This is a genomic window from Qipengyuania huizhouensis (assembly GCF_019711635.1).
In the GTDB taxonomy this organism is placed as follows: domain Bacteria; phylum Pseudomonadota; class Alphaproteobacteria; order Sphingomonadales; family Sphingomonadaceae; genus Qipengyuania; species Qipengyuania huizhouensis.
Window position 1 is genome coordinate 72,553 of the sequence record NZ_JAIGNT010000003.1, and the last position, 25,386, is coordinate 97,938.

The 25,386-nt window shown below is 62.4% G+C and carries 21 protein-coding genes; 4 read left to right on the top strand and 17 right to left on the bottom strand.

The features are described from left to right. Nucleotides 1-63: 63 nt before the first annotated feature. The 4 genes from msrB to K3180_RS04500 form a co-directional block, all read right to left on the bottom strand. Entirely contained in the window at nucleotides 64-567 is a 504-nt protein-coding gene (gene msrB, locus K3180_RS04485; protein ID WP_221538480.1) for a peptide-methionine (R)-S-oxide reductase MsrB, read from the bottom strand. Between the two features lie 43 nt (nucleotides 568-610). Next, entirely contained in the window at nucleotides 611-1,933 is a 1,323-nt protein-coding gene (locus tag K3180_RS04490; RefSeq protein WP_221538660.1) for a cytochrome P450, read from the bottom strand. 147 nt (nucleotides 1,934-2,080) lie between these two features. Further along, nucleotides 2,081-3,319 carry an ABC transporter permease gene (locus tag K3180_RS04495; protein ID WP_221538481.1) on the bottom strand — a complete coding sequence of 413 codons (1,239 nt, stop codon included), beginning with the start codon at nucleotides 3,317-3,319 and terminating at the stop codon, nucleotides 2,081-2,083. Next, a complete protein-coding gene (locus tag K3180_RS04500) occupies nucleotides 3,316-4,284 on the bottom strand; it encodes an ABC transporter ATP-binding protein (RefSeq protein WP_221538482.1) in 969 nt (322 codons plus the stop codon). Before K3180_RS04500 ends, K3180_RS04495 begins: the two co-directional genes overlap by 4 nt. Before the next feature lie 67 nt (nucleotides 4,285-4,351). On the opposite strand from K3180_RS04500, the gene queG reads away from it, so the two are divergent. Continuing rightward, on the top strand, nucleotides 4,352-5,413 hold the full coding sequence (gene queG, locus K3180_RS04505; protein ID WP_221538483.1) for a tRNA epoxyqueuosine(34) reductase QueG: 1,062 nt from the start codon (nucleotides 4,352-4,354) through the stop codon (nucleotides 5,411-5,413). Here queG and K3180_RS04510 read toward each other — a convergent pair. The 10 genes from K3180_RS04510 to K3180_RS04555 all read right to left on the bottom strand — a co-directional run bounded on the left by K3180_RS04510 (nucleotide 5,397) and on the right by K3180_RS04555 (nucleotide 17,394). Next, nucleotides 5,397-6,623, bottom strand: coding sequence for an NAD(P)/FAD-dependent oxidoreductase (locus K3180_RS04510; protein WP_221538484.1), 1,227 nt, complete (start codon nucleotides 6,621-6,623; stop codon nucleotides 5,397-5,399). The genes queG and K3180_RS04510 overlap by 17 nt on opposite strands. A gap of 52 nt (nucleotides 6,624-6,675) precedes the next feature. Then, on the bottom strand, nucleotides 6,676-11,370 hold the full coding sequence (locus tag K3180_RS04515; RefSeq protein WP_221538485.1) for an NAD-glutamate dehydrogenase: 4,695 nt from the start codon (nucleotides 11,368-11,370) through the stop codon (nucleotides 6,676-6,678). Nucleotides 11,371-11,529: 159 nt separating this feature from the next. Then, nucleotides 11,530-12,504: an LLM class flavin-dependent oxidoreductase gene (locus K3180_RS04520; protein WP_221538486.1), complete on the bottom strand. Its 975-nt coding sequence runs from the start codon at nucleotides 12,502-12,504 to the stop codon at nucleotides 11,530-11,532. Then, complete coding sequence (locus K3180_RS04525) at nucleotides 12,501-13,343, bottom strand: tetratricopeptide repeat protein (RefSeq protein WP_247710312.1); 843 nt, start codon at nucleotides 13,341-13,343, stop codon at nucleotides 12,501-12,503. Before K3180_RS04525 ends, K3180_RS04520 begins: the two co-directional genes overlap by 4 nt. After that, nucleotides 13,340-14,089 carry an alpha/beta fold hydrolase gene (locus tag K3180_RS04530; protein WP_221538487.1) on the bottom strand — a complete coding sequence of 250 codons (750 nt, stop codon included), beginning with the start codon at nucleotides 14,087-14,089 and terminating at the stop codon, nucleotides 13,340-13,342. Before K3180_RS04530 ends, K3180_RS04525 begins: the two co-directional genes overlap by 4 nt. Before the next feature lie 40 nt (nucleotides 14,090-14,129). Further along, a complete protein-coding gene (locus K3180_RS04535; RefSeq protein WP_221538488.1) occupies nucleotides 14,130-15,197 on the bottom strand; it encodes a M48 family metallopeptidase in 1,068 nt (355 codons plus the stop codon). A 4-nt stretch (nucleotides 15,198-15,201) separates the two neighbouring features. Beyond that, nucleotides 15,202-16,287 (bottom strand): YjgN family protein, encoded by a 1,086-nt coding sequence (locus tag K3180_RS04540; RefSeq protein WP_221538489.1) that lies wholly within the window; start codon nucleotides 16,285-16,287, stop codon nucleotides 15,202-15,204. Nucleotides 16,288-16,379: 92 nt separating this feature from the next. Beyond that, complete coding sequence (locus K3180_RS04545) at nucleotides 16,380-16,571, bottom strand: helix-turn-helix transcriptional regulator (RefSeq protein WP_221538490.1); 192 nt, start codon at nucleotides 16,569-16,571, stop codon at nucleotides 16,380-16,382. Then, complete coding sequence (locus K3180_RS04550) at nucleotides 16,568-17,173, bottom strand: hypothetical protein (protein ID WP_221538491.1); 606 nt, start codon at nucleotides 17,171-17,173, stop codon at nucleotides 16,568-16,570. Before K3180_RS04550 ends, K3180_RS04545 begins: the two co-directional genes overlap by 4 nt. Then, a complete protein-coding gene (locus K3180_RS04555; RefSeq protein WP_221538492.1) occupies nucleotides 17,170-17,394 on the bottom strand; it encodes a hypothetical protein in 225 nt (74 codons plus the stop codon). The genes K3180_RS04550 and K3180_RS04555 overlap by 4 nt, the downstream gene beginning before the upstream one ends. Nucleotides 17,395-17,518: 124 nt before the next feature. On the opposite strand from K3180_RS04555, the gene K3180_RS04560 reads away from it, so the two are divergent. The 3 genes from K3180_RS04560 (at nucleotide 17,519) to K3180_RS04570 (ending at nucleotide 22,193) form a co-directional block, all read left to right on the top strand. After that, on the top strand, nucleotides 17,519-19,189 hold the full coding sequence (locus K3180_RS04560; RefSeq protein WP_221538493.1) for an alkaline phosphatase D family protein: 1,671 nt from the start codon (nucleotides 17,519-17,521) through the stop codon (nucleotides 19,187-19,189). Between the two features lie 231 nt (nucleotides 19,190-19,420). Next, nucleotides 19,421-21,439: a threonine--tRNA ligase gene (gene thrS / locus K3180_RS04565; protein ID WP_221538494.1), complete on the top strand. Its 2,019-nt coding sequence runs from the start codon at nucleotides 19,421-19,423 to the stop codon at nucleotides 21,437-21,439. A gap of 7 nt (nucleotides 21,440-21,446) precedes the next feature. After that, complete coding sequence (locus tag K3180_RS04570) at nucleotides 21,447-22,193, top strand: sulfite exporter TauE/SafE family protein (RefSeq protein WP_221538495.1); 747 nt, start codon at nucleotides 21,447-21,449, stop codon at nucleotides 22,191-22,193. A 26-nt stretch (nucleotides 22,194-22,219) separates the two neighbouring features. Here the strand turns inward: K3180_RS04570 and K3180_RS12950 are convergent, their stop codons facing one another. The 3 genes from K3180_RS12950 to K3180_RS04580 form a co-directional block, all read right to left on the bottom strand. Continuing rightward, nucleotides 22,220-22,348: a hypothetical protein gene (locus K3180_RS12950; RefSeq protein WP_282098529.1), complete on the bottom strand. Its 129-nt coding sequence runs from the start codon at nucleotides 22,346-22,348 to the stop codon at nucleotides 22,220-22,222. A 45-nt stretch (nucleotides 22,349-22,393) separates the two neighbouring features. Beyond that, the gene (locus tag K3180_RS04575; RefSeq protein WP_221538496.1) at nucleotides 22,394-23,386 is read right to left on the bottom strand and encodes an agmatine deiminase family protein; all 993 of its coding nucleotides are present in this window, start codon (nucleotides 23,384-23,386) and stop codon (nucleotides 22,394-22,396) included. Nucleotides 23,387-23,484: 98 nt separating this feature from the next. Beyond that, nucleotides 23,485-25,347, bottom strand: coding sequence for a DNA methyltransferase (locus tag K3180_RS04580; RefSeq protein ID WP_221538662.1), 1,863 nt, complete (start codon nucleotides 25,345-25,347; stop codon nucleotides 23,485-23,487). Between the last annotated feature and the right edge of the window lie 39 nt (nucleotides 25,348-25,386).

Below are 25,386 nucleotides of genomic sequence, written 5' to 3' on the forward strand. Positions count from 1 at the left end.
GGGAGGCATTGTCCGAAGGGAGATACTGCCCTTTTCCGAATCCACAGTCTGCCGCGTGATCGATTAGGCTGCCTTGAAATCCATTGCCGCGCCGTTGATGCAGTGGCGCTTGCCGGTCGGTTTCGGGCCATCGGAGAAAATATGGCCGAGGTGTCCGCCGCAATCGGCGCAGTGCACTTCGGTTCGGGGATAACCCAGCTTGAAATCCGTGGTGGTGCCGACCGCACCCGGCAGCGCCTTCCAGAAGCTTGGCCAGCCGGTACCGGAATCGTATTTCGTTTTGGAACTGTAAAGCGCGTTTTCGCAACCAGCGCAGATAAAGGTCCCCGCCCGGTTCTCGTCGTTAAGCGGTGACGAATAGGGGCGTTCGGTCGCCGCATTTCGCAGGACGTTGAACTCGCTCTTGGTCAGCTTCTCCCGCCATTGCGCCTCGGACAGCTTGACGGGGAAGCTCTTGGCCTCAGCCCGGCCCGACCCGCAGGCTGCGAGTGCGGCAAAGCTGGCGGTTGCACCGATCCAGCCCAGCAGGCCGCGGCGGGAAGGACGGATATCGGCAAGTTCGGTCATGCGGCACACCTAGCATACTGCGCATGAACAGCCGGTTTCGGCGTCAGAACTCGGTGATCTCCACTTCGAGCTTGCGAAAGCCATGCACGAAGTTCGCCCGTACCCGTTCGACATCGCCTGCAACATGCACACGCATGCGGCGTTTGTGCATTTCTTCAAGAAGGACGCGCAGTTGCAGTTCTGCCAGCCGCGCGCCCACGCAGCGGTGTATGCCATAGCCGAAAGCAAGGTGGCGGCGGGCGTTTTCGCGCGTGATGTCGAGCTTGTCGGGGTTTTCGAAGACTTCTTCGTCGCGATTGGCGGATAGGTACCAGAGGACGACCTTGTCGCCCTTCTTTATCTGTTGCCCGAATTGCTCGGTATCCTCCGTGCAGGTCCGGCGCATATGCGCAAGCGGGGTCTGGTACCGGATGCATTCCTGCACCGCATTGGGGATCAGTTCGGGCTTCTCTTCGAACAGTTTCCTTTGATCGGGAAACTTGTCGAAGGCATGGATGATTCCGCTCATCGTGTTGCGCGTGGTATCGTTGCCGCCCACGATCAGCAGCACCAGATTGCCCATGAATTCCTCGGGGCTCTGCTGGTTCATCGCTTCGGAGCGGATCATCATCGAGATGAGATCTTCGCCCTCGGGGTTCTGCGCGCGTTCGCCCCAGAGCGACATGAAATACCCGGCCATTTCGTGCAGGAAACCGCGGCGAAGATCGTCGAGCGCCCGCACGCTGGCGAGTTCCGTGTCCCCGGACCAGTCGGACCACAGCGTCAGCAGGCGGCGGTCTTCCCAGGGAAAGCCAAACAGGATCGCCAGCATGCCGGTGGTCAGTTCGATCGAAACCTTGTCGACCCAGTCGAAGACTTCCCCGCGCGGCAGCGAATCGAGGCACTCGCCCGTGCGCCGCCGGATTTCCGTCTCCATATCGGTCATCGCCGATGGGGTGAACTTGGGTGCGACGGTGCGGCGCTGGCCGGTATGCTTGGGCCGGTCCATCGCAATGAACATCGGGAGCTCGAGCCGCTCTTCCTCGGGAATGTCATCGGGACGTTCGAGGATGGTGATCCCGCCATGCTCCCAGCTGGAGGAGAACAGTTCCGGCAGGGCCTCGATATGCTGGATGGGCTTGTGCTGAACGACCGCCCAATAGGGGCCGTAGGGGCTTTCCGGGATATAGTGCATCGGGCCCGCCTCGCGCATTTCCCTGAAAATCGGGTGCCAGGTGTCCTCGGCATAGATGTCCGAGCGGCTTACATCCCATTTGTGCGTGTGCCGCAGATGGTCTTCGGGATGTTCGTCGAAATGCTTCTTGAGCGATTCGTAGGCTGTGGGGCCCGTGCGGACCTGCGGTCTTTCCGGCGCGGTTGTTGCCATCGTCATCTCTCCCGTTTGGCGCGCGCCTGTTCGGATGCGCATCGTTCTCTCTCGTGCGCATCCTGCCTTAACTGACAGGTGTGTCAATAGTGCGTTTTAAAAGCGAACCTAATCTGATCGGTCCGCAAATTCGCCTGCCCCATGACCCTATTTCGTGGGGGCGGAGACCGGCTGCGCTCTTTTTCCTCTCGGTCCGCGCCCACCCTTGCCCGACTTCATTACGCGGCGCCGAAACAAGGTGGCACCGCCCTTGACGAATACTGCGACGCAAAGGGCCTGCCAGACTATTGCCAGCAGATGAGGCCAGATTTCGCCAGACTGCGCAGCGCGGGCCAGCATGGCGAAGGGAGAGGAAAGCGGAAAGATCGCCGCAGTGAGTTCAAGCGGCGATCCAGGATTCGTCATCGCGAAGGCGGCGAGAAAGAAGACCATCAGCTGTGCCATCGTTACCGGCATCGAGAGCGTCTGGACCTCGCGTACGGTGGTTGCCATGCCGCCGATCGTGAGGAACAGCGAACCGAGGATGAGATAGCCCATCGAGAAATAGACCACGCCGAGAAGTATGAAGAGCGGCCAGCCAAGCGCAGGTTCGGGCAGGCTCGGTAGAGATTCCCCCGCCAGCGCGCCGATCCCGACACCGAACACCCCCCATACCGCAATGCCGACAAAACTCACGCCCAGCATCGCAAAAAGCTTTCCGAAAAAGACCGAATCCATCGGGATCGCAGCGGCGAGCACTTCGATGACCTTGTTCGCCTTCTCCTCGACAAGGTTGGACAGCACCATCCCGGCAAGCAGCATCATCAGCAGGAACAATAGCAACTGGCCCGCCTGTGCCGTGCGGATGCGGGTGGATTTCGCGGCGGCGGCCGTGGTCTCCACCCGACGTTCGATAATCTTCGGAAAACTGGTGGGCGCGGCGCCCGAGGCCATTGCCGCGAGCAGGGATATCGCGCCGTCCCAGCGATGGATCTGCACATGCGTGCCGGTAAGTTCCGGTTCTGCAAGCGTACCGGTTACGACCACCGCATAATTCGATGTGCGCAGAACGGCCTCGGGCGAGAAATCGGAATTGTCGCGACTGGCCTGTTCGATCACAGCTATCTCTGGCAATCCGTCCACATTGCCCTTCGCGGTACGACTTGCAGCAAGCAAAGCCTCGTTGTCCGCATCCGACATCGCCAGCGCGACGGTGTTCACTATCGCTTCCCGCTGGACCTGTCCGCCGATGCCCCCGGCCAGCGCGCCGACGATAATCGGGAATAGAGGCCCGAGAAGAAAGAAGAAGAACGCGCGACTGAACAGGATTGCCTTGAAGTCGCGGCGCGCGACAACCCATGCTGCCTGGAGGAAGCTGAGGCGCGAGGCTTCGTTCTCGCCGCTCATTGCTGGATCTCCGCCTCGAGCTGCCTGGCCGCTGCCTCGCCGGCGATCTCGACGAAAGCATCATGCAGGCCGGCGCGTTCTATCGAGAGCGAAAGAATTCCGGCATCGCCGTCGATCAACCGCTTGAGCAAGGTTTCGATGCCGCTGTCGGGTATCGGAAAGTACCAGAAGTGACCACCGCCAGACTTCGCATCGTGCCGCGTTTCGGCTGGCAGGGCGGAACGCCAGTCGCCTGTCGCATTGCGTGTTTCGAGCCGAACCTGGGCCGGGATACGGTCACGCGCCGCATCGACCGATCCGGCATAGGGCACGCGACCTCCCGCGATGATTGCGACATCGTTACACAGACGCTCGGCATGGTGAATCACATGGGTGGAGAAAATCACTGTCGTGTCTTCTTTGGCCAATTCACGAATCATGGCTTCCAGCTTGCCCTGGTTGATCGCATCCAGACCGCTGAATGGTTCGTCGAACACCACCAATCGGGGGCGGTGGACCAGTGTGCCGAGAAGCTGCACCGTCTGCGCCATGCCCTTCGACAACTGGCGAATCTGCCGATCGATGGCATGGCCCATGCCGTGGCCCTCGAGAAGTTCGCGCCCCCGCCTGCGGCCTTCGTCCAGCGGCAGTCCGCGCAGCGCGCCCATGAAGGCGATAGCCTCGTCGCATTTCATTGCCGGATAGAGCCCGCGTTCCTCGGGGAGATAGCCGATCCATTTGGCGATTTCGTGCGGCCGGTCGTGCCCGAATACCCGCCGAACACCCTCATCGGGATCGATGATACCCAGCAACATGCGCAGCGTCGTAGTCTTGCCCGCACCATTGGGGCCCAGGATGCCGTAAATCGCGCCTTGCGGCACGCTGATATCGACGCCGTCGACCGCCAGCGTGTCATCGAACCTCTTGACCAGTCCGCGCGCCTCGATGGCAAGCGGTCGGTTGTAATGATCGTCGTTTCGCGACATCGCCTGCATGGCTCCCCTGAATGGTGAGCGAGTTAACCCTCCGAAGTGAACGGGAGCAACAGCAAGCTTGGTTAAGAAAGACACATTGTCCGAATTGCAGCAGGCGCTGAAGCGTGAGGCGCGCGCATTGGGCTTCGTGGCTTGCGGCTTTACGGGCGCTGGTGTCGACCCACTGCGAGCGGAGCGGTTCGAGGAATGGCTGGGCAAGGGCCGCCATGGCTCGATGGAGTGGATGGAGAGCCGCAAGGATCAACGGGCGTCACCCCAGGGCCTGTGGCCCGAAGCCAGAAGCGTGATCGCACTGGGGATGAGCTATGCGCCCGATGTCGATCCGCTGGCGCTTGAGGGGGATAGCGAAAAGGCTCGCATATCGGTCTATGCGCAAGGGCGCGATTATCACGATGTCGTGAAGAAGGCGCTCAAGGCTCTGGCACGCTGGCTGATCGCCCGTGCGCCGGAGAGCGAACTCAAGGTTTTCGTCGATACTGCACCAGTGATGGAAAAACCTCTGGGCGAAGCCGCAGGGATCGGCTGGCAGGGCAAGCACACCAATCTCGTCAGCCGCGAGCATGGCAGCTGGATGTTCCTGGGCGCGATCTATTCGACGCTCGAATTCACCACGGATGCCCCGCATCGCGACATGTGCGGATCATGCCGCGCCTGCCAGGATGCTTGCCCCACCGATGCCTTCCCCACGCCCTACCGGCTCGATGCGCGGCGCTGCATTTCCTACCTCACCATCGAGCACAAGGGACCGATCCCCGAGGAGTTCCGGGAAAGTCTCGGCAATCGCATTTATGGCTGTGACGATTGCCTGGCGGTCTGCCCCTGGAACAAGTTCGCCGATACCGCGCATCGTCACATCAAACTTGCCCCGCGCGCGGAATTGACTGCTCCACTCCTCGCCGAATTCCTCGCCTTCGACGATGCCGGTTTCCGGCAGTTCTTTTCCGGCTCTCCGATCAAGCGCGTGGGGAGAGACCGCTTTGTGAGGAACTGTCTCTATGCTGCGGGAAACAGCGGCAATGTAAAACTGGCATCGATGGTCGAACGGTTGAGGCAGGATCCGGACCCGGTCGTTGCGGAAGCTGCGGACTGGGCGGCAAGTAAGCTCAGCCCATCTCCTTGAGCGGGACTCCGGTGTCCGCCAGCAGTTCGGGATCGATCTCCGCACGGTTCATCACTAGTTTCCGCCCCTGGGCATAGTCACGCGTGTTGTTGACGCAGTCGAGGGCGATGACTTCACCTTCCCTGAGATAGATGAGGCTGAACTTGCGCTCTGCGGGATCGCCGCGCATCACCGTCTGATCATATCCCGTGGCGATGCCGACGGTCTGGAGGCGCAGGTCATACTGGTTCGACCAGAACCATGGCACGGCATCGTAATCCTGCTTGTCGCCCATGATGGCCTTGGCCGCAACGCTTGCCATGTCATTGGCATTCTGAACCGATTCGAGGCGAATGACGGCATTGGCGGCATAGGGATTGGAGTGCGCAGCACAATCGCCGATGGCATAGATATCGTCGAGCGAAGTACGGCAATAGCTGTCGACATCAACGCCATTGCTTCCCGCGGCACCTGCAGCGATCAACGGGCCAACTGCGGGCACGATTCCAATTCCCACGATCACCAAGTCGCAGGCGATCGTTTCGCCGCTCGACAGGGTAACGCCGGTGACCTTCTCGTCGTTGCCTTCGATCCGCTCGACTGCGGTTTGGAGCCGGAGGTCGACCCCTTGCCGCCGGTGCTCCTGGGCGTAGAAGTCTGAAACTTCCGGCCCTGCAACACGCGCCAGCACCCGCTCTTCCATCTCGATTACTGTCACTTCGAGGCCTTTGCTGCGAAGTACCGCAGCCGCCTCCAGGCCGATATAACCGCCCCCGACGACGACCGCTTTCCGCGCTCCGGCATCCAGCTGGTCCTTCAGCGCATCGGTATCGCGCCTTCCCCGGATCGTGTGAATCCCGGTCAGCTCCGCTCCTGGACAACTGAGCCTCCGGGCATCGCCGCCGCCTGCCCATATGAGCTTGCGATAGGTTACGCTGGTATCGTCGGAAAGGATCAGCACGTGCTTCATCCAATCGACTTCGTTCACGTTGGCACCCAGCCTCAGCGTCACGTCGCGCTCGGCCCAGAAAGCCTCCGGTCTGATGAGTATTTTTTCGAAGGGCTTGTCGCCAGCAAGATATTCCTTCGAAAGCGGCGGACGCTCGTAAGGGGGATTGCGATCGCGGCTGACCATGAGGATGGTATCCTCATGGCCCGCCTGGCGCAGGGCTATCGCCGCCTGCGCGCCGCCGTGTCCCGAACCCACGATGACGACGTCATAGTGCTCCATGGCGCTAAGGGCTGGCGTCAAATGGCCGCGCGGTCAAGCGAAGAGCGAGGCATCATCGCGCCAGAAGGTTGCGCGCCATGCTCGCAATCTGCGCGAGCATGGCGGGTGCAACCGGCGTCTGGCCTTGTGCGCGTTCCACCATCGTGCGGAACTGGCGTACCGCAACTTCATGATCGGACAGCCAGCCTTCGACGACCCGCGGCATGTCTTCCTTCGCCCCCTTCCGGCGCGACAGTCGACGCAGAAGTTCGAGTCGCATCTGCTGGAAATCGCGGGCCAGGCCGGAAACCAGCAGGCGTTCCCAGACGTCGGACGGGTTCATCGTCGCTGCCGTGCTCTGCGCCCAGTCGATACCCATCTTTCCGCCGATAACGGTGAAGCCTTCGGTTATCATCCGCGCTCCGATGTCGGTGTCACTCGCCAGTTGCGCGAGGCCTACCGAACCGTCGAGATCGAACATATGGGTGACCCGGTCAGCCACGGCATCCGGGGCTCCGGCCTTGGTGAAAGTTTCATGCAGCCTGGCAGACTGACTCTTGAGCTCGCTGCCGAGCAGCTGCTGCGATGAATCGACCAGCACGCGCACGCCCTTGCCAAGCTGGGCGACCATTTCGGCCGGCTTTACCTGACCCGCGCCGGTACGCAGGACGTCGGACATGAGATTGCCCGTCGCTGCCGCCAGCCGGTCGAACATGAGCAATCGCGCGCCTTCTTCCATCTGGGCGGTATCGAGTTCAGCCCACAGGCTGCGAAGATCGAACAAATGTGCCACGGCGACGAAAGCTGCGGCGACTTGCGACAGTTCGACGCCCTCTTCTTCGGCCAACTCGAACGGATGAATCATCCCGAGGCGATTGACCATGGCGTTGGCGAGTTTGGTGGCGATGATCTCGCGGCGCAGGCGATGGTTTTCGATCTGCGCCTTGAATTTCTTGCGCATCGGTGTCGGGAAGCTGCGCAGCAAGAGATCTTCCAGAACCGGATCGTCGGGCAGGTCACTCGCCTCGATTGCATCCTGCAGGACCAGTTTGCTGGACGAGAGCAGCACGGCGAGTTCGGGCCTGGTCAGGCCTACGCCGTCGGCTGCGCGCCGCTGGAGTGTCTGGTTGTCGGCCAGCCCCTCGGTCCGCCGATCGAGATTGCCGCCCGCCTCGAGCGTTTCGATCAGATGCAGTTGCGAGGCCATCGCGCGATCTCCGCCGATTTCGGCGATCGATAGCGCTAGCGCCTGGAGGCGGTTGTCTTCGAGAACGAGCTCCGCGACCTCGTCGGTCATTTCCTCGAGCAGTTTCACACGCTTGGGTTCGGTGAGCTTGCCCGAACGCTTGGCCGCGGCGAGCGCGATCTTGATATTGACCTCGTTATCCGAACAATCGACGCCGGCCGAATTGTCGATGAAATCGGTGTTGCAGCGGCCACCGCTCTGCGCGAATTCGATCCGGCCTGCCTGCGTGACGCCGAGGTTGGCGCCTTCGCCGATAACCCGCGCCCGCACTTCCCTCGCATCGACACGCAATGCATCGTTCGCCGGGTCGCCGACCTGTACGTTGTTTTCGGCCGCTGCCTTGATGTAGGTACCGATCCCGCCAAACCAGACAAGGTCGACCGGCGCTTTCAAGATGCCCGAAATCAATTCTTCCGGTTCGATCTCGGACACGTCGATGTCGAGCACCTTCTGCATCGCTTTGGACAGCTTGATGGTCTTGGCATCGCGCGGATAGACCCCGCCGCCGCGCGAGATGAGATCGGCGTTGTAGTCTTCCCAGCTCGAACGCGGCAGGTCGAACATACGCGCGCGTTCCTTCCAGCTCTTGGCCGGATCGGGATCGGGATCGAGGAAGATGTGGCGGTGGTCGAAGGCGGCGACCAACTTGATCGCTTTCGACAGCAGCATGCCGTTGCCGAACACGTCACCGGACATGTCACCGCAGCCGACCATCCGGATGGAATCGGCCTGGACGTCGATACCCATCTCGAGGAAGTGACGCTGGACGCTGACCCAGGCGCCCTTGGCGGTGATGCCCATGGCCTTGTGATCGTAGCCCTTCGAACCGCCCGAAGCGAAAGCATCGTCGAGCCAGAAGTCCTTGCTTTCGGCAATCGCGTTGGCGACGTCTGAGAACTTCGCCGTTCCCTTGTCCGCAGCGACTACGAAATAGGGATCTTCCCCATCGGTGATAACGACGCCTTCGGGATGTACGACCTTGTCGTCGACGATGTTGTCTGTGACCGAAAGCAGGGTGCGAATGAAGACTTCGTAGCTGGCCTGGCCCTCGGCTGCCCAGCCCTCGCGGTCGATTGCGGGATCGGGCAATTGCTTGGGATAAAATCCTCCCTTAGCGCCAGTCGGCACGATCACCGCGTTTTTCACGCGCTGCGCCTTCATCAGGCCCAGAATCTCGGTGCGGAAATCGTCGCGCCGGTCCGACCAGCGCAGGCCTCCGCGTGCTACCGGACCCGAACGCAGGTGGATCCCCTCGACGCGGCGCGAATAGACGAAGATTTCACGCCAGGGGATCGGTTTGGGCAGGTTGGGCACGAGCGAGGAATCGATCTTGAACGCCAATGCTTCGCTTCCCGCAGGGATAAAGCAATTGGTGCGCAGGATGGCATCGATCAGCGCGTTGTAGAGCCGCAGCAGACGGTCGTCGTTGATCGCCTTGACCTTGGCAAGACCGCGCTTGATGCGGCCCTTTGCATCCTCGACCGCACCTTCCCGATCGCCCTTGAATGCGGGATCGTGGCGTGCGGTGAAAAGATCGATCAGGGCGGCGGTGATTTCGGAGTTCTTGGCCAGTGCATCGACCACCGTATAGATGGTAAATCCCATGCCGGTCTGGCGCAGGTAACGATAAAAGGCGCGCAACCAGTCTGCCTGAGCCGCACTGAGTCCTGCTTCCGCGACGAGACGGTTGAACACGTCGTTTTCGGCATGACCGTTGAGCACAGCGGCCACCGCAGCCTCGATCGCGTCGGATCGTTCGACGAGGTCGGAGGAATCCACTCCCGGTGCCAGCTCCAAGGCGAAATCATGAACCGTGCCGAGCTGGCCGTCGTTCAATACCGTCGGCATTTCGGACTGAACGTGGAAGCCGAAATTTTCGAGCACCGGAACTGCATCGGACAACGGCAGGCTGCCTTCGGCCTGGTAGAGCTTCAACCGCAGACATGCCGGATCGTCGCGCTCGCACAGGTAAAGGCGAGCGCCGCGATGCGGAGCGTCATCTTCCTCGTCCTCTTCGGCATGGATGCCGAGTGCGCGCAGCCGGGCGATGTCCTCGGCTGCCTCGCGCGGACCGAAGCGCGCACGATAGCCGGTCGGGAAGCTTTCGGCGAAGCGCATGGCGAGCGCCGCGGCACGGCCCTTCTCGACCATCGTGCCGAGCTCGTTCTCGACGGCCTCGCTCCAGCCTCGAAGGAGTGTCTGCAGTTGTTCTTCCAGCAACGCCTCGTCGGGTGCCTTGGCACCGTCACGAATGTCGAGAACGAAACGCAACATGGCGAGATTGCCGCCTTCGACCTCGAGGCTCCAGTCGAGCAGGCGCGCGGCCGCGTTTTCTTCCAGCAGCGATTTGATCTGCAGGCGCACCTGCGTCGCCAGCATGTCGCGAGGCAACCAGACGAAGGCGAAGAGGTGCCGCGCAAGCGGCGCTTCGACCAGCGCAAGACGCGGCCGTGGACGATCCACCAGCGCCATCATCGTGGTTGCGACACGTTCGGTATCGGCGACGCTGAAACCGATCAGGAGATCGTGCGGTAGCGCCGTCATCGCATGGACCAGCGCCTTGCCGGCGTGCCCACCTTCGTCGAAATTGAGTTTTTTGCGGATACCGTCCAGCCGCTCGCGCAGAATTGGCACGGCACGCGGCGGCGCAGCCAGCGCTGCGCTGGTCCATACGCCGGCATGAACCGATAGCGCGACCAGCCTGTCGCCCTCGCGCCGTGGCAGGATGAAGAGGTCCAGCGGTACGGAACGATGAACGCGCGAAAGGTGATTCGCCTTGATGATCAGCGGCGTTCGCCTGTCACCCTTGGTCTCGAACCATTTGAAGGCGCGATCGAAATTCGCATCAACCAACAGCTGCGGTTCGCCCGCGCGGCAGATACCGAGCGGATTTTCCTGTTTTCCGTTGCGCAGACGCACGACATGCCCAAGCTGGGTCAGCATGCCCGAATCGAGCCATTCCAGCAGTGCGCGCCCTTCCGCATCCTCGATTGTCGCGGCATCCGATTGCATCTGGTCCCGCAGCTTGGGCCAGTCGTTCACTGCGGCGCGGACATCTTCGAGCGTAATTTGCAGCGCTTCATCGAGTGCGCGCCGCTGCTTTGCATCGACGCGCGCGGTCTCGATATAAATCATCGATTCCCAATAGGCGTCGTCGGGTTCGCCCTCGAGGATGCTGGCAAGCTTGCAGTCTTTCGTGCGCTCTACCGGCACGACCGGGTGGACCAGCCGATCGATCGAAATGCCCAGGGCGGCGATTGCATTGGCTGTCGAATCGACGAGGAAAGGCATGTCGTCGTTGATGATGGCGATGCGCGTGTAGCGCTGGCCTTCGGTGACCGATTCGATCGCGATCGCCGCTTCGCCATATTGCCGCTGCTGCGCGGTTTCGATAACGAATTCCGCGGCTTCCTTCATCCGCGGACCATCGAAGGGGGTATCGCCGGGAAGCAGCGAATCGCGCATGTGCTGCACGAGCGCCTTAGTCTGGACGGCGGGGGTGGCGGCGGTCTTGGAACCCATCGGGGGCCTCTCGCTTGCGACGCGCGATAATTGCGGCGCCTTGAAATATCCGAGTCGTGCCCGGACCGGTAAGTGGCGGCGATTAGGCCTCTTGAGAGGTCACTGCAAGACGCCGTTCGTGCATTTTTGCAAACCTATGCGCGGACCTGTGCCGTAACGTCAGACCAATGCGGCCATTGCGCTTTCCAAGCTGTCGATACGTGCCTGCGGGTCGAAGGTGGGACCTGCAAAAATAATCTCGTCGGCACGGGTGCGCTGGACGAATGCCTGCACCGCATCCGCACATTGCTGGGGCGTTCCGATGGCGCTCGCCTGGCCAATATGCGCGAGCATGGCCTGCGCCGTCGGCGGAAGCTGGTCGCGATAACCCGCGATCGGAGGCTTCAGCTTCGAAGGCTTCCCCGTGCGAAGCGCGACGAAGGCCTGCATTTGCGAGGTGGCAAGCGTGTCGGCTTCCTCTTCGCTATCCGCGCAGAACAGGTTCATCGCCGCCATCACATGGGGCCTTTCGCACGCGTCACTAGGCTGGAAGTCGCGGCGGTAAAGTTCCAGCGCAGCATCGAGATGGTCGGGCGCGAAGTGGCTGGCAAAGGCATAGGGCATGCCCAATCGTGCGGCGAGTTGCGCCCCGAAAAGGCTCGATCCGAGCATCCAGAATTCCGGTTTTGCCCCGAGGCCGGGTGTCGGATGAACCGCGCCATCGCCCGCCATGAATGCCTGCAGTTCGACCACGTCCTGCGGAAACATTTCGGCTGCACGGTGGAGGTCCTTGCGCAGTGCCCTTTGCAGCTCGGGACCCGCCCCCGGCGCACGTCCGAGACCGAGATCGACCCGTCCCGGAAACAGTGCGTCCAGAGTGCCGAATTGCTCGGCGATCTGGAACGGCGTGTGATTGGGCAGCATGATCCCGCCCGAACCGATGCGGATAGTGCTCGTTGCATTGCCGATGTGCGCGAGCACTACGGAAGTCGCTCCGCCGGCGATGCCCTCCATCGCGTGATGCTCTGCCACCCAGTATCGCTTGCAGCCGGCGTTCTCTGCCGCTCTGGCCAAATCGACGGCGGCCGCGAAGGCTTCGCTCAGGGTTCCGCCTTCGCGGACGGGGACGAGATCGAGGATGGAATATTGGGTCATTCGGCAGCGGGGGTTTCCAATTGTTCGAGATAGGTCTGTGCGCGTTCGGCTTCCGGGCTGCCAGGTGCGACGTCGATTACCGATTCAAAGCTCGCCCGTGCATCCTCTGCGCGGCCGGACATTGCGGCAATCACGCCCGCCTCCAATCCGATTTGCGCATCACGCGGGGCCAGCATGGCTGCATGCTCGATCTGGCCTTGCGCCTCGCCCAGCCGTTCCAGCCTGCGGGACAGAGTAGCGGACAATAGCCACGCCTCCGCATCCAGTGGGTCTGCGTCGCGCGCTTCGGCAAGCGCCGAGGCTGCATCCTCTGGACGACCGAGACGAACCAGCACCCGGGCGAGGTCGACCCGCAGATCCGCACCCAGTTCATCGTCTTCCGCTGCAAGTGCCAGTTCGCCAGCGCGGTCGAGTAGCGGGAGCGCCGCTTCGGCATCCCCCTGAGCCATGGCCGCGTTTCCCGCCATGGCGGCAAGCCTGGCGCTGTAGGCAAGATTGTCGGCCGGAGCCTCTCCGCTGGCCAGTTCGAATGCCTCCCGGGCTTCGGCCATCCGGTTCGACTGAACTAGCGCGAGGCCAAGGCAATGCGCGGACTGGGCCATTTCCAATTGGGTCTGCGCCCCTTCGCGCCATCGCTGCGCGGTATCGAGTGCCGCTTCGGGATCCGTAGAGGCCTGCCTGAGGCACTTCGCCAGTTCGGATGGCTGGGCCTGCTCGACAGGCTCGGAACGCGGCGGCCGGTCTCTCAGTTCTTCGGGAACTTCGGGCATGGCGCCATGGCCCGGGAAGGGGCCGACCTGGAGGACCGAAAGGGCGACGGAAGCGAGAAGGTTGGTCAAACTGTATCCCTATCCTGGAGAAGACCGTCCACCGTGCGCAGCAGCAGGGCGATATCCTGCGGGCGCGAAAGGCGGTGGTCGCCGTCCTTGACGTAGGTCACTTGAACATTGTCCGAACGCAGCGCGGTAGCGAGGCGCTGGCTGGTTTCCCACGGCACGTCGGTATCGCGCTGACCGTGCAGCAGGCGCACAGGTGCCACGATGGCTATCGTTGTGCCAAGCAGGCACTGGGCCTGGCCATCGGCGAAGAAACCGGCATGGGTCGGTGTGGGTTCGGGGCCGTAGGGGTTGGCTTCGAACACGGTTTCACCAGCGGCCATCTGCGCCTTCTGGGCGTCCGAATAGCCCCAATCGGTAAAGTCCGGTGCGGCGGCGATACCCACCATGCCCGCCAGCCTGTCTCCCAGTTCCCGGCCCACCAGCAGCATCAGCCAGCCACCCATCGATGATCCGAGGAGCACGACCTCGCCCTCGATATATGCCTCGACCAGCGCCATCACTTCCTCGCGCCAGCGAGTCAGGGTTCCGTCGGCGAAATCTCCTTCGCTGCGCCCGCATCCGGAATAATCGAGCAGCAGACAGGCGCGGCCGTGTACCTGCGCCCAGTCGAACAAAGCCGTCGCCTTGCCGCCATCCATGTCGGACATGTAACCGGGCAGAAAGACGAGCGTCGGGCCCTTGCCCTCCAGGTGGCGAAAAGCGATCCGTCGCCCGTCGGGCATGGCGTGATATCGAACGTCGTTCATGCTGGGCACGATGTCGGGCCGTTCACCGGCCAATGCAAGTCTAGAAGAAGTCGAACTCTTCCACGTCCGGGTCTTCCTCGCACATAGATTTGAGCGCGGCGAATTCCTCATCGGTCAGGACCGGGATAAAGCTCCCGCCCTTCGCTGCCGCGCGATAGGCCTGCGCCCTTTCGCGCGGGTCGGGGTGGCTCGACACCCAGCCGATCACGGCATTCTGCTCTCCCTCGGCATCGCCGCCTATGCGTTCGAAAAACCTCGCGGCCCCGAGCGGCGAAACATTGCTTTCCGCCATGCGATTGCGGGCATACTCGTCCGCCTCGCGCTCGGCATCGCGCGAATAACCCATCGATGCCAGCCCGAAGACCGTTTCGCCCATGCTCGAATTCGCGCCCGACAGCAGGATCGACAGGCCGAACTGTCGCAGCAATGCCGTCATGACATGACGTTCGCGCACGTGGCCGACCTCGTGGCCGAGCACGCCCGCGAGTTCCTCTGGGCTTTCGGCGTCCTGCACCAGACCATCGAACAGCAGCACCTGCCCGCCCGGCAGGGCGACCGCGTTGACCATCCCGATATTGGCCACTCCCGCGCGAACTTTCTCCTGTTCCGGATCGACCGCCTCGAGCAGTTTGGCCAGCGCGGCATCGCCTTCCTTGGTATGACACAACCGGTTGCCCATATCGCCGACCAAGGCATCGCCCAGGTTCCGCTCCCAGCTTTGCGGCACGCGCGGGCCCAGCCATTCGGGGGCGGTCATGAACAGCGCCACGGCGGCGATACTCACGGCCGCGAAAATCGCCGTCGCCTTGCCGATCCCGAGCTTGTCCACCCAGGCTCCGTAGACCTGTTTGGCCGGCAGCTTCGAAGCGAGGCCCGACGGCAGGCCGGTGGGCAGAACGAGCCGGAAGTCTGTATTGCTGGTGCGCGTGTAGATCAGTTCTCCGGCACGCTCCTCGCCATATTCCAGATCCGCGAAAGGCACTTCCATCGAACCGCTGGAGCCCCGCAAGACCAGCAGGTCGCCCCCGTCCCAAACCGCCTCGCCCTTGTGGCGGATGGCGGTGTGGCCGTCGTACCATTGCGCGGATGTCTGGAAGGCTTCGTCCATGCTCCTAGATCGCCCCGATGTCGAACGCGTCCAGCAAGCCTTCGCCGTGTCTGGCGGTCGCGGTAGTGGACTGGGTCAGTTCGTCCAGCAGGATATCGCCACCCGCTTCCATGTGGGTGACGAAGAATTTCCAGTGCCGATAGGACAGGAAAATGAAACCGAGCCCCAGAGTGAAGACCACGATCAATACATCTCCGATCAGTAGTTTGACCCAGTCCATGGTCGAGGCTTCGAAGCCGAAGTGCAGGTCCTTCCAGTGCGTCGAGCCCACCGCTTCGCGGTAGAACTTGGCGAAGAAGGCCACTGCGATAAGGCCGAGGCCGAAATAGAAGAACAGGCCGAGGAGGATGAACGAGGTCACCAGGCCGATCCCGGCGCCTTCCTCTCCACCGATTCCGTATCCGGCAAGTCCGCCGGTCGCCGCTGCGATCACCCCGCCGATGAAGAAAACGAAGGGAGACAGATAGAAAAGCAGGAAACGCGCGAAGACATTTGCGGCATCGGCATGTGCTTCGAACCGGTAGGGGCCGAAGCTCATCTTGCTCCAGCGCTCGTTCCACAGGCTGGTCATGGACCAGGGGATGAGCAGGCCGAGGGCGAGATAGCCCACGAAGGTCTTCCACATATAGGAAAGGCCGAAGGTGAAACCCTGATCGTCGCTACCGCCACGGATGCCGCGCCAGCGGGTGCGCGACAGGCGATAACGCAGCGCACGGAATCGGGCGAGACCGGTTAGATAGAAGATCATGAACAGCGGCAAGAGCCCGAGTATTATCCCTGCCGCCTCATAACCACGCAGCACCAGCGCCTGCGAAACGAACTGGATGCCGAACAGAGGGATAGCGAAAAGCAGCATCACCAGCACGAAGCCGATGAAAAGCTCCTTGCCGGTTCCGGTCCATTCAAGCCGTTCGTCGACGAAGCGCGTATGCGACCAGAGATACTTCCGCTCGCGCGTGGTCGCCCAGAAGCGGTATATACCCAGCGTCACGATGGTGAGCAGCAGATTGGGCAGCGCGATCTTGGCGAAATCTTTCCAGTTGCCGTCGAAACCGAACGCACTTTCGGCCTGTATGTCATCGTAATGCATGAAAAGGCGACCCCCCAGTCAAATGTCGGTTCACTATCCCCGTCCGGGTTCGACATTCGATGGGAGGGCCGTCCAAGTCAAGCGACCCTCTTTCAGTCGCGCTGGAATATTTCCTCGATAGCCATTTCAAAGACGTCGGCGATCCTGAAGGCGAGCGGGAGCGAAGGATCGTACCGTCCGGTCTCGATCGCATTCACGCTTTGCCGACTGACTTCCAATCTGTCAGCAAGGTCCTGCTGGCTCCAGCTCCGTTCGGCGCGGAGTACCTTGAGCCGGTTCTTCACAGCGCCCCCCATGAACCGAAAGTGAGCTTGTTCGATACCGCGCCCACGAACTGGCCGAAGAAGAAGGCAACTGCGAACCAATAGGCTTCAAGATGCGGCACCACCTCGCCCGCTTCGAGAAAGCCCCAAAGCGTCGCGAATCCTAGTGCGAGAGCAGTCGCGACAAGATTCTGGCGCACGACAAGCATGCGGATGAATTCGTCCTGCTCTTCCACGATCAACCGTCCGATTGCCCAGAAGATACCAAGCACGGCGAGGCCGGGAAGAACCGAGATGCCCGCGCGAACTGCGAGGGAAGGATCGGCATCGGCCAAGAGGCTCACCTGCAGGGCCAGTACCACCAGATAAGCCGAGGAAAAGATCGCCACACGCTTCAGGTATCTCCGCTGCGCCTCTCCCGCCACGGCACAAGCGCTCTTGCTGCTCGCCGCGCGCATGGTCTGGAAGAACAGACCGGCGGGTACAATCATCAGGATCATTGTGGTCGCGGCATTGATGGCGCCCGTCAGGGCGAGACCCATGACTGCACCGAAAGTCCCAAAGGCGAGACCCGCCCAGAAGGGGACCGACTTCGTGAAACTCTTCCCGGCGGCGGCGCTCATGCTGCACCTCGCTTCAGAAGATTGCAGGAACAGTCACGACGCAGCCAAGCGCCGGAGAACAGGGCAAGGAGGAGAAAGGGCGAAAACTGCGCCACCTCCTGGGGCACGATGTCCAGGATAGCCAGGAAGGCGATGCCGATCATCGCTGAAGACAGAAGCAGCGCTTTGCGTAATTGCGTCATGGAAAGTGTCCTTTTCTCAATGTAAAGGACGTTTGTCATATCGCCTTCCGTTTGTCAAGCATGCTTTCCAGATAGGCGTGGTTCCTTGTCATGGCTCAATGTCCGGGCTTGTCATCTGGCTGCCATCAAGCGCAGTCATGGCTCGGATAGGGAGTATCGCCGCATGTCATTCACCGAACCGCCTGAAACGCCCAAACTCGCGCCGCTCGACCGGCGAACTCTTCTCAAGGGTGGCCTGCTTGGCGCTGGATTGGCCGGGGCGCCGCTTGCTGCGCAAATCCCGGAACGCCAGCAGGGCTTCACCCACGGCGTCGCGAGCGGCGAGCCGGGCGGGGATCGCGTGCTCTTGTGGACGCGCTATGCCGGTGGCCAGGAAACCTCGCTGACCTGGCAGGTGCTGACGGCGGACGCGAATATGCGTGTCGTGGCCGAAGGGCCTGTCACGGCTTCTCCTGAAAACGACTTCTGCGCCAAGGCCTGGGCGAACGGGCTCGAACCGGGCCGCTGGTATCACTACCGCTTCGTGGCGCCGGACGGGTCCATGTCGGATCTTGGCCGCACGCGGACCCTGCCCGAAGGACCTACCGCGCGCTGGCGCATGGCGGTATTTTCCTGCTCCAACATCGGTTTCGGCTGGTTCAACGCCTATCGCCATGCAGCCGAAGCCAACGAATTCGACTGCGCCCTGCACCTGGGCGACTATTTTTACGAGTATCCGCAGGGCAGCTATCCCTCCCAGCGCGAATTCCTGGATGGCCGCGCCACGCTCGATCCAGCATCGGAAACGGTCGCACTGGCCGATTACCGCGCGCGGTTCGCCCAGTATCGTTCCGACGGGGATTTGCAGCGTCTGCATCAGCTCTATCCGATGATTGCGGGCTGGGACGATCACGAAAGCACGAATGACAGCTGGGAGGGCGGTGCGCAAAACCACCAGCCGGAAACCGAAGGGCCCTGGCCGGTCCGCAAGGCAGCGGCGATGCGCGCCTATCGCGAATGGATGCCCGTATCGGACGAGCCATGGGCCGCTTACGAGGTGGGCGACCTTGCCACGCTGTTCCGTCTCGAAACCCGGCTTACGGCACGCTCGCAGCAATTCGATTACAACAGCCTGCTTCGCGGCATGGCGTCCCCCGAAGAAGGCGTCGCACGTCTCGCTGCCTTTCGTGACGGCGAGTATGTCGATCCTTCGCGTGAAGTCCTGGGCGCGGCACAACAGGCCTGGCTTGCCGAAGGCATGAAGCGTTCGCGCAGGGACGGGAAAATCTGGCAGGTACTCGTGCAGCAAGTGCTGCTGGGAAAGGCCGCCGCCGCGACATCCCTCACCGACAACCTCCCCGATGGCCTGCCCGAGTACGTGCTTGAAAGGGTCAGGGCAAGCGCGCTCGCCAGCAGCGCCGAACTGCCGCTCAACATGGATGCCTGGGATGGCTATCCCGCCGCCCGTGCCCGCCTGTACGAGGCTGCACTGGCCGCTGATGCCAACCTCGTCTGCCTTGCGGGCGACACGCATAATGCCTGGGCTTTCGACCTGGCTCATGGCGGGGAAGCGGTCGGCGTGGAATTCGGCGGCCAGTCGGTAACTTCGCCGGGCTTCGAGAATTTCCTGCCGCAGGTTGCGCCGGGCGACATCGCCAATGCACTCGTCGCGCGCAATCCGGAACTCCAATGGATGGATTCGTCGAGGCGGGGGTACATGGCCGTCGAACTGACTCCGGGCCGATCGACCAGCGAGTATCGTTTCCTTTCCAGCGTTCGCGAAAAGGGGGCAGGTGTGGTCGCTACCCATAGCATTTCCACCCTCGCCGGCGCGCGCCGCCTCGATATCGGTTGAGATTTTAATCTCTCCCGGTTATCGCGAAAGACATGACGCAAATGCGCGACACGACTACGACTACTACCACCCCGGCTTTCCGGGGGCGGATGGTCGCGATCTGACGCGATACTCCGCCGCCCGGTTTCGGGCGGCACGGCGTTACCTCTCGAAATCGCGAAATTCTCCCAAACGCCGCTTCAAGGCTGCGCCTAGCTGTGCCATGGCGCGTGCAACCAAACGGATGAGACGATGACGGAACTTCTGAAGATCAGCCTGCCCGACGGTTCGGTGCGCGAAATGGAACCGGGCAGCACGCCTGCCGATGTGGCCGCGGCGATCGGCCCCGGCCTCGCCAAAGCGGCGATTGCCGCGCGCGTCGACGGCGAATTGCGTGACATCAACCGCCCCTTCGAAGGCGATGCCGAACTGGCGCTGGTCACCTCGCGCGACGAGGAAGACGCGCTCGAACTCGCCCGGCACGATTTCGCGCATGTCTTGGCCGAAGCCGTGCAGTCGCTCTGGCCGGGCACGCAGATCACATTCGGTCCGGCGACAGACGACGGCTTCTATTACGATGTGAAGGCGCCCGACAGCCGCGAGCCGTTCTCGATGGACGACCTCCCCGCGATCGAGGAGGAGATGCGCCGGATCATCAAGGCCGACAAGCCGCTTCGGCGCGAAGTCTGGAGCCGCCAGCAGCTGATCGACAAGTGGGAAGCCGAGGGCGAGGTCTTCAAGGCGGAATGGGCCCGGGAACTGCCCGAGGACGAGGAGCTGACGGTCTATTGGAGCGGCGAGGACTGGCTCGACATGTGCCGCGGCCCGCATCTTGCCAGTACGGGCAAGCTCGATCCGCAGGCTTTCAAGCTCATGCGCGTGGCGGGCGCATACTGGCGCGGCGACCAGAACAACGCCCAGCTCACGCGTATCTACGGCACCGGCTGGCTCAACAAGAAGCAGCTCGACGCGCATCTCACGCGGCTGGAAGAAGCGGCCAAGCGCGACCATCGCAAGCTGGGCCGCGAGATGGATCTCTTCCACCTTCAGGAAGAGGCGCACGGATCGGTCTTCTGGCATCCCAACGGCTATCGCATCTGGCGCGAGCTCGAAGCCTATATGCGCCGCAAGATGGACGGCGCGGGTTATCGCGAGATCAAGACGCCGCAATTGATGGACGTGCGCCAGTGGACCCAGTCAGGCCACTGGGGAAAATATGCCGAGAACATGTTCGCGGTCCCCGACATCGTGCCCGAGGTGGACGACAGCGGTGCCGCTTCGGCCTCGCCCAAGGTGGCCGACGATGCCGACTGGATGGCGATCAAGCCGATGAACTGCCCGGCGCATGTGCTGGTCTTCAAGCAGGGCATCACCTCCTACCGCGACCTGCCGATCCGCCTGGGCGAAATGGGCTGCTGCCACCGCAACGAGCCGCATGGCGCGCTCCACGGGCTGATGCGCGTGCGCCAGTTCACGCAGGACGATGCGCATATCTTCTGCACCGAAGCGCAAGTGGTCGAAGAAGTCCGCGCCTTCTGCAAGCTGGCGGACGAGGTCTATTCCGACTTCGGATTCAAATACGAAATCAAGCTGGCACTGCGCCCTGAAAAGCGGCTCGGCACCGATGCGGACTGGGACCGCGCCGAACAGGAGCTGCGTGATGCGGTCGAGGAAGCGGGCATGGCCAACGCCGATTACGGCTGGGAAGAACTGCCCGGCGAGGGCGCCTTCTATGCCCCCAAGCTCGAATGGCACCTTACCGATGCCATCGGCCGCACCTGGCAGGTCGGCACGATCCAGGGCGACCGGGTGCTGCCCGAACGCCTCGATGCGACCTATGTCGGCGAAGACGGCGAGAAACATCGCCCGGTAATGCTGCACCGCGCGATCTTCGGCAGTTACGAGCGCTTCATCGGCATTCTGATCGAACACTTCGCCGGGCGGCTCCCCGTGTGGCTTGCACCGACGCAGGCGGTGGTCGCCACCATCGTCTCGGACGCAGACGATTACGCGAAGGAAGCGGTCGCCAAGCTGGAAGCCGCGGGCATTCGCGTGACCAGCGATCTTCGCAACGAGAAGATCAACTACAAGGTGCGCGAGCACAGCCACGCCAAGGTCCCGCACCTGCTGGTGGTGGGAATGCGCGAAGCCGAGGAAGGCACCGTCGCGATGCGCACGCTGGGGCAGCAGCACCAGAAGGTGATGCCGCTCGACGAAGCGATCTCCATGCTGCGCGCCGAGGCTACGCCGCCGGATCTGCGCGAAGGCTGATACGCCGGTGGAATTGTTCGCCGGTTATGGCACGGCGGCAGTAATCGCCGCGCTGCTGGCCGCTTTCGGTTCCGCCTTCGTGCGCGGACTGACGGGGTTCGGCATGGCGATCCTGCTGGTGCCTATCCTCGCGCTGGCACTGTCGCCCGTCGACGCCGTGCTACTGGCGAACTTCCTCTCGGTGTTCATCGGCCTCACTGAAATCCGGCGGCTGCTGCGCGGCGCGGAACGTTCGGCATGGGTCATCATCGCGCTGGTCGCGGTGACGACGCCGCTTGGCCTCTATGCACTCAGCGTCACGAGCCCGGATATGGCGCGGCTGGTCATCGCCTTTATCGCCCTGTCCGCATTCGTGGCCATTCTACTTCCGCGCCGCGGAGCGCTGGACCACCATCCTGCGACCACCACGGGTGTCGGCGTGCTGAGCGGCCTGATGACCGGTTATGCCGGAATGCCGGGACCGCCCGTCGTGCCCTATTACGTGGGGCGTGACATCCCGCGCGAGGTGGCCAAGGCTTCGATGATGCTGATCTTCACCTGCGCATCGAGCGTGGGATTGGCGAGCGGCGCGGCGATCGGCGTTCTCGACTGGTCTCTGGTACCGCTGGCAGCGCTGCTGTTTCCCGCCGTGCTGCTGGGCAACCGGTTGGGCGACAAGGCATCGGGCCGGATAGAGGACCGGACCTGGCGAATCAGCGTAGGCGTGGTGCTTGGCGGAGCGGCCGTGGGCGCGCTGTGGAAGGCGTTCGGCTAGCTTGCTAGCCTTCCCGCGCGCGATCTTCAGAAGGGAAGCGCGGGTCCGGCCAGGATCAGCGCAAGCCCGCATCCGCCCACCATGACGGCGCGCGCCGCTTCGCCCAGCGGCAATGCCGGGACATGAATGCGTGCGAGAGCGATAGCCTTTGCCATGCGGGCATTCTCCGCCCAATTTCCTAACGAAAGGTTAACTCCGCACTATGGCCGGGGCATTTGCTGGCTGGCGCAGTGGAAACCGCCCCCGCCTGCAAGTACCGCATCGCCGCGTAATCCGATGGTGGCGCGGTCGGGGAACAGTTCGGCAATGGCCGCCACGCCTTCCTCGTCATGCGGGCTACCGAAGGTCGGCACCACCACCAGGTGGCTGGTAATCGCGAAATTGGCATAGCTCGCGGGTTCGATCCGGTCGCCGCTCGTGACGAGGCCGGGCGAAGGGATTTCCTTTACCGTCACTCCGGTCGCCTCAGCCCGGGCCCTGGCGTCGGCATAGATTCCGGCGTTGGGATCATCCTTGCCGGTGGCTCGCGGCAGGGCGAGCGTATTGGGGCCGACGAACCGCGCCAGATTGTCCACGTGTCCGTCGGTATGATCGTTTATCAATCCATCGCCGAGCCACAGCACGCGGGTGAAGCCCAAATCCTGCTTCAGGCGGTCCTCTATCTCGGTGCGGCAGAGCTGCGGATTGCGATTGGGATTGAGCAGGCACTGCTCGGTCGTCGCGACAAGGCCGGTGCCGTCACCATCGATCGCGCCGCCTTCGAGGATCCAGTCTAAGACTTCCAGCGGCAGGCCGGCGTCCTCGGCCAGTTCCGCACCGACTGTCTGGTCGCCATCCATCAGATACTTGCCGCCCCAGCCGTTGAAGCCGAAACGCCGCGCGACCCGCAGGCCCTTGTCATCGGTCAGCACCAGGGGGCCGGTATCGCGCAGCCAGACATCGCCATAGGTCCGGCGCTCCAGCCTTACGCCGCCGCCCACCAGATCGCGTGCGCGCTGTTCGTTAGCCGCATCGCGGACCAGAAGGCGCACTTCCTGCCCGCTTTCGGCCACGGCATTGGCGAAGGCAGCAATCTGCTCCTGCGCCTGCGGAAGCACCTTCGGCCATTCCTCGGCGTCGTGCGGGAAGCCGATCCACAGCCAGTCTTGCGGGGCCCATTCGGGGGGCATCGTCCATCGGGGCGTATCGCTCATGCGCGGCGGTTAGAGCCAGCGGAGCGGATTGCGCAACGAAAAAGGGGACGCCGAAGAAGCGGGGTTATGACGAAGAAAAGGCGCGGATCTCTGACCGATCACCCCCCTGCCGACTTGCGCGCCACGCGCCGGGCGGTGCGCCTGTTCCGTTTTTCGGCATCGGACAGCGGGTTCACCAGCTTTTCGTAAAGGCCGAACAGATGCTCCACCCGGTCGCGGTCGCTGTCGAACGGGGCGCGCCGGTAGAGCCGGTCGACTGCCCTGTCGAGCGCGACATGCGCCTTGCGCAGATTGGCGGGCATGGTGTCGGGATCGTAGAGATCGGCGAGGCTAGAGGTCGGATGCGCGGCGCGGGCATCGAGCACGGCCTGCGCCAGTTCCCCGACCTTCGCTCGCTGCTTGCCGCTCGCTTCCGGCCATGGGAAGGTGTTGTAGACAAGGCCATGAGTATAACTGTAGTCGCTTTTGAGACGACCCCCAATATGGCTAAGCCACGCCATATGCATGCCGCTGGTTAGTATCCCGAATTCCCATCCGCTCGCATCCGCGACAATACGCAGTTTCTGGCTCGCGATCACTTCCGGCCCCAGCCATCCGATCGGGACGTAATCTCGTCGTTCAGAGCTCGTGTTCGGGATCACCAGATAATCGGACCCTAAACGATTATCGACACCTAATTTTGTCGGATAGCTGGCCATTGCTTGGGTGCTGGGGCGCGAGCTTGAAGCACGGTATTTACGAAGGAGGTTCATTCGCTCTGTCACCATCGGCAGTTTCTTTAGTGCCGATGGGTCTGCATCCGCCAAGTAGAGAGTTTTTCGGGTAAACCCATTAATGAATTCCTGGCCTCCCAAGAAGTCCCGAAAAAACCGACGAGCCTTGGGCTCCGCCTCTAGAAAGGCCGCAGCTTCGTCATGAGTGAACGTCAGGATGCCATTATCGATCATCTGAACGCCTGACGTCATTTTGACCGTCCCATTGATCGGCCGACTTTCCTCCTTTACGACCAAGTGCCGATCCGCCGCGCCTTTGGCATCGAACAGATAGGCCGTCAGCGCACCGTGGCGGCTCTCGACCGGATCGCCCTTGATATCAGGATAGCTGAACAGCCGCTTCTCCTTCGGCTCGAAATCGCGATGCGTCAGTCCGACGATCACCACATGGACATGCGCCTTGCCGCGCGCTTCGCTGCCCCAGCTGAAGGTGCGATGGGCAAAGGCGATTTCCAGCCCGTAGCGGTCGAACAGAAGCGGCCAGAGCTGCGCCACCTGCTCGCCCTGGGTGATCGAATTGGTGGCGACGAAGGCTATGCGGATGCGCGTGTTCGCCTGCAGGTAAGCACCTGCCTTCAGGAACCATGCCGCGACATAGTCGAGCGTCCCACCGCTGCCGCCTAGCGCTGCGAGACGGCGCACTTGTGCACGTTGCTCGGCTGTCTGGTACTTAGCGCCGACGAATGGCGGATTGCCCATCACGAAGCTGCATTTCTCTGCCGGAAGCACCTCGCTCCAGTCAACTTCCAGCGCATCGCCATGGCGGATGGTCGCCCCGCCGGTCAGGGGGATGCGCGCGATATTGACTGAGAAGCTCTGGTTGAACGCATTGTTAGCGATGTGATCAGCCATCCACATCGCCACCTCGGCGATCATCGCAGGGAATTCCTCGTATTCGATGCCGTAGAACTGGTCGACCGTCACCCGGCTGAGCAAGGAAGGATCGAGGATGCCCTGCCGCGCGTCCTCGCCCATATCGGTGCGCGCCTTAGGCCAACGGGCCTCAAGCGCTTCCAGTTCGAGTTTGCGGATTTCGCGATAGGCGATGACGAGGAAGTTGCCGCAACCGCAGGCAGGATCGAGAAACCGCAGCCGCGACAGGCGAGCAAGGAAATTGTCAGTTCCTTGTCCCGCATCGTCTTGCGGGCCTTCAGCTTCTCTAGCTCCTCGCGTAATTCGTCGAGGAATAGCGGACCAATTACCTTGAGGATGTTTTCCTCACTGGTG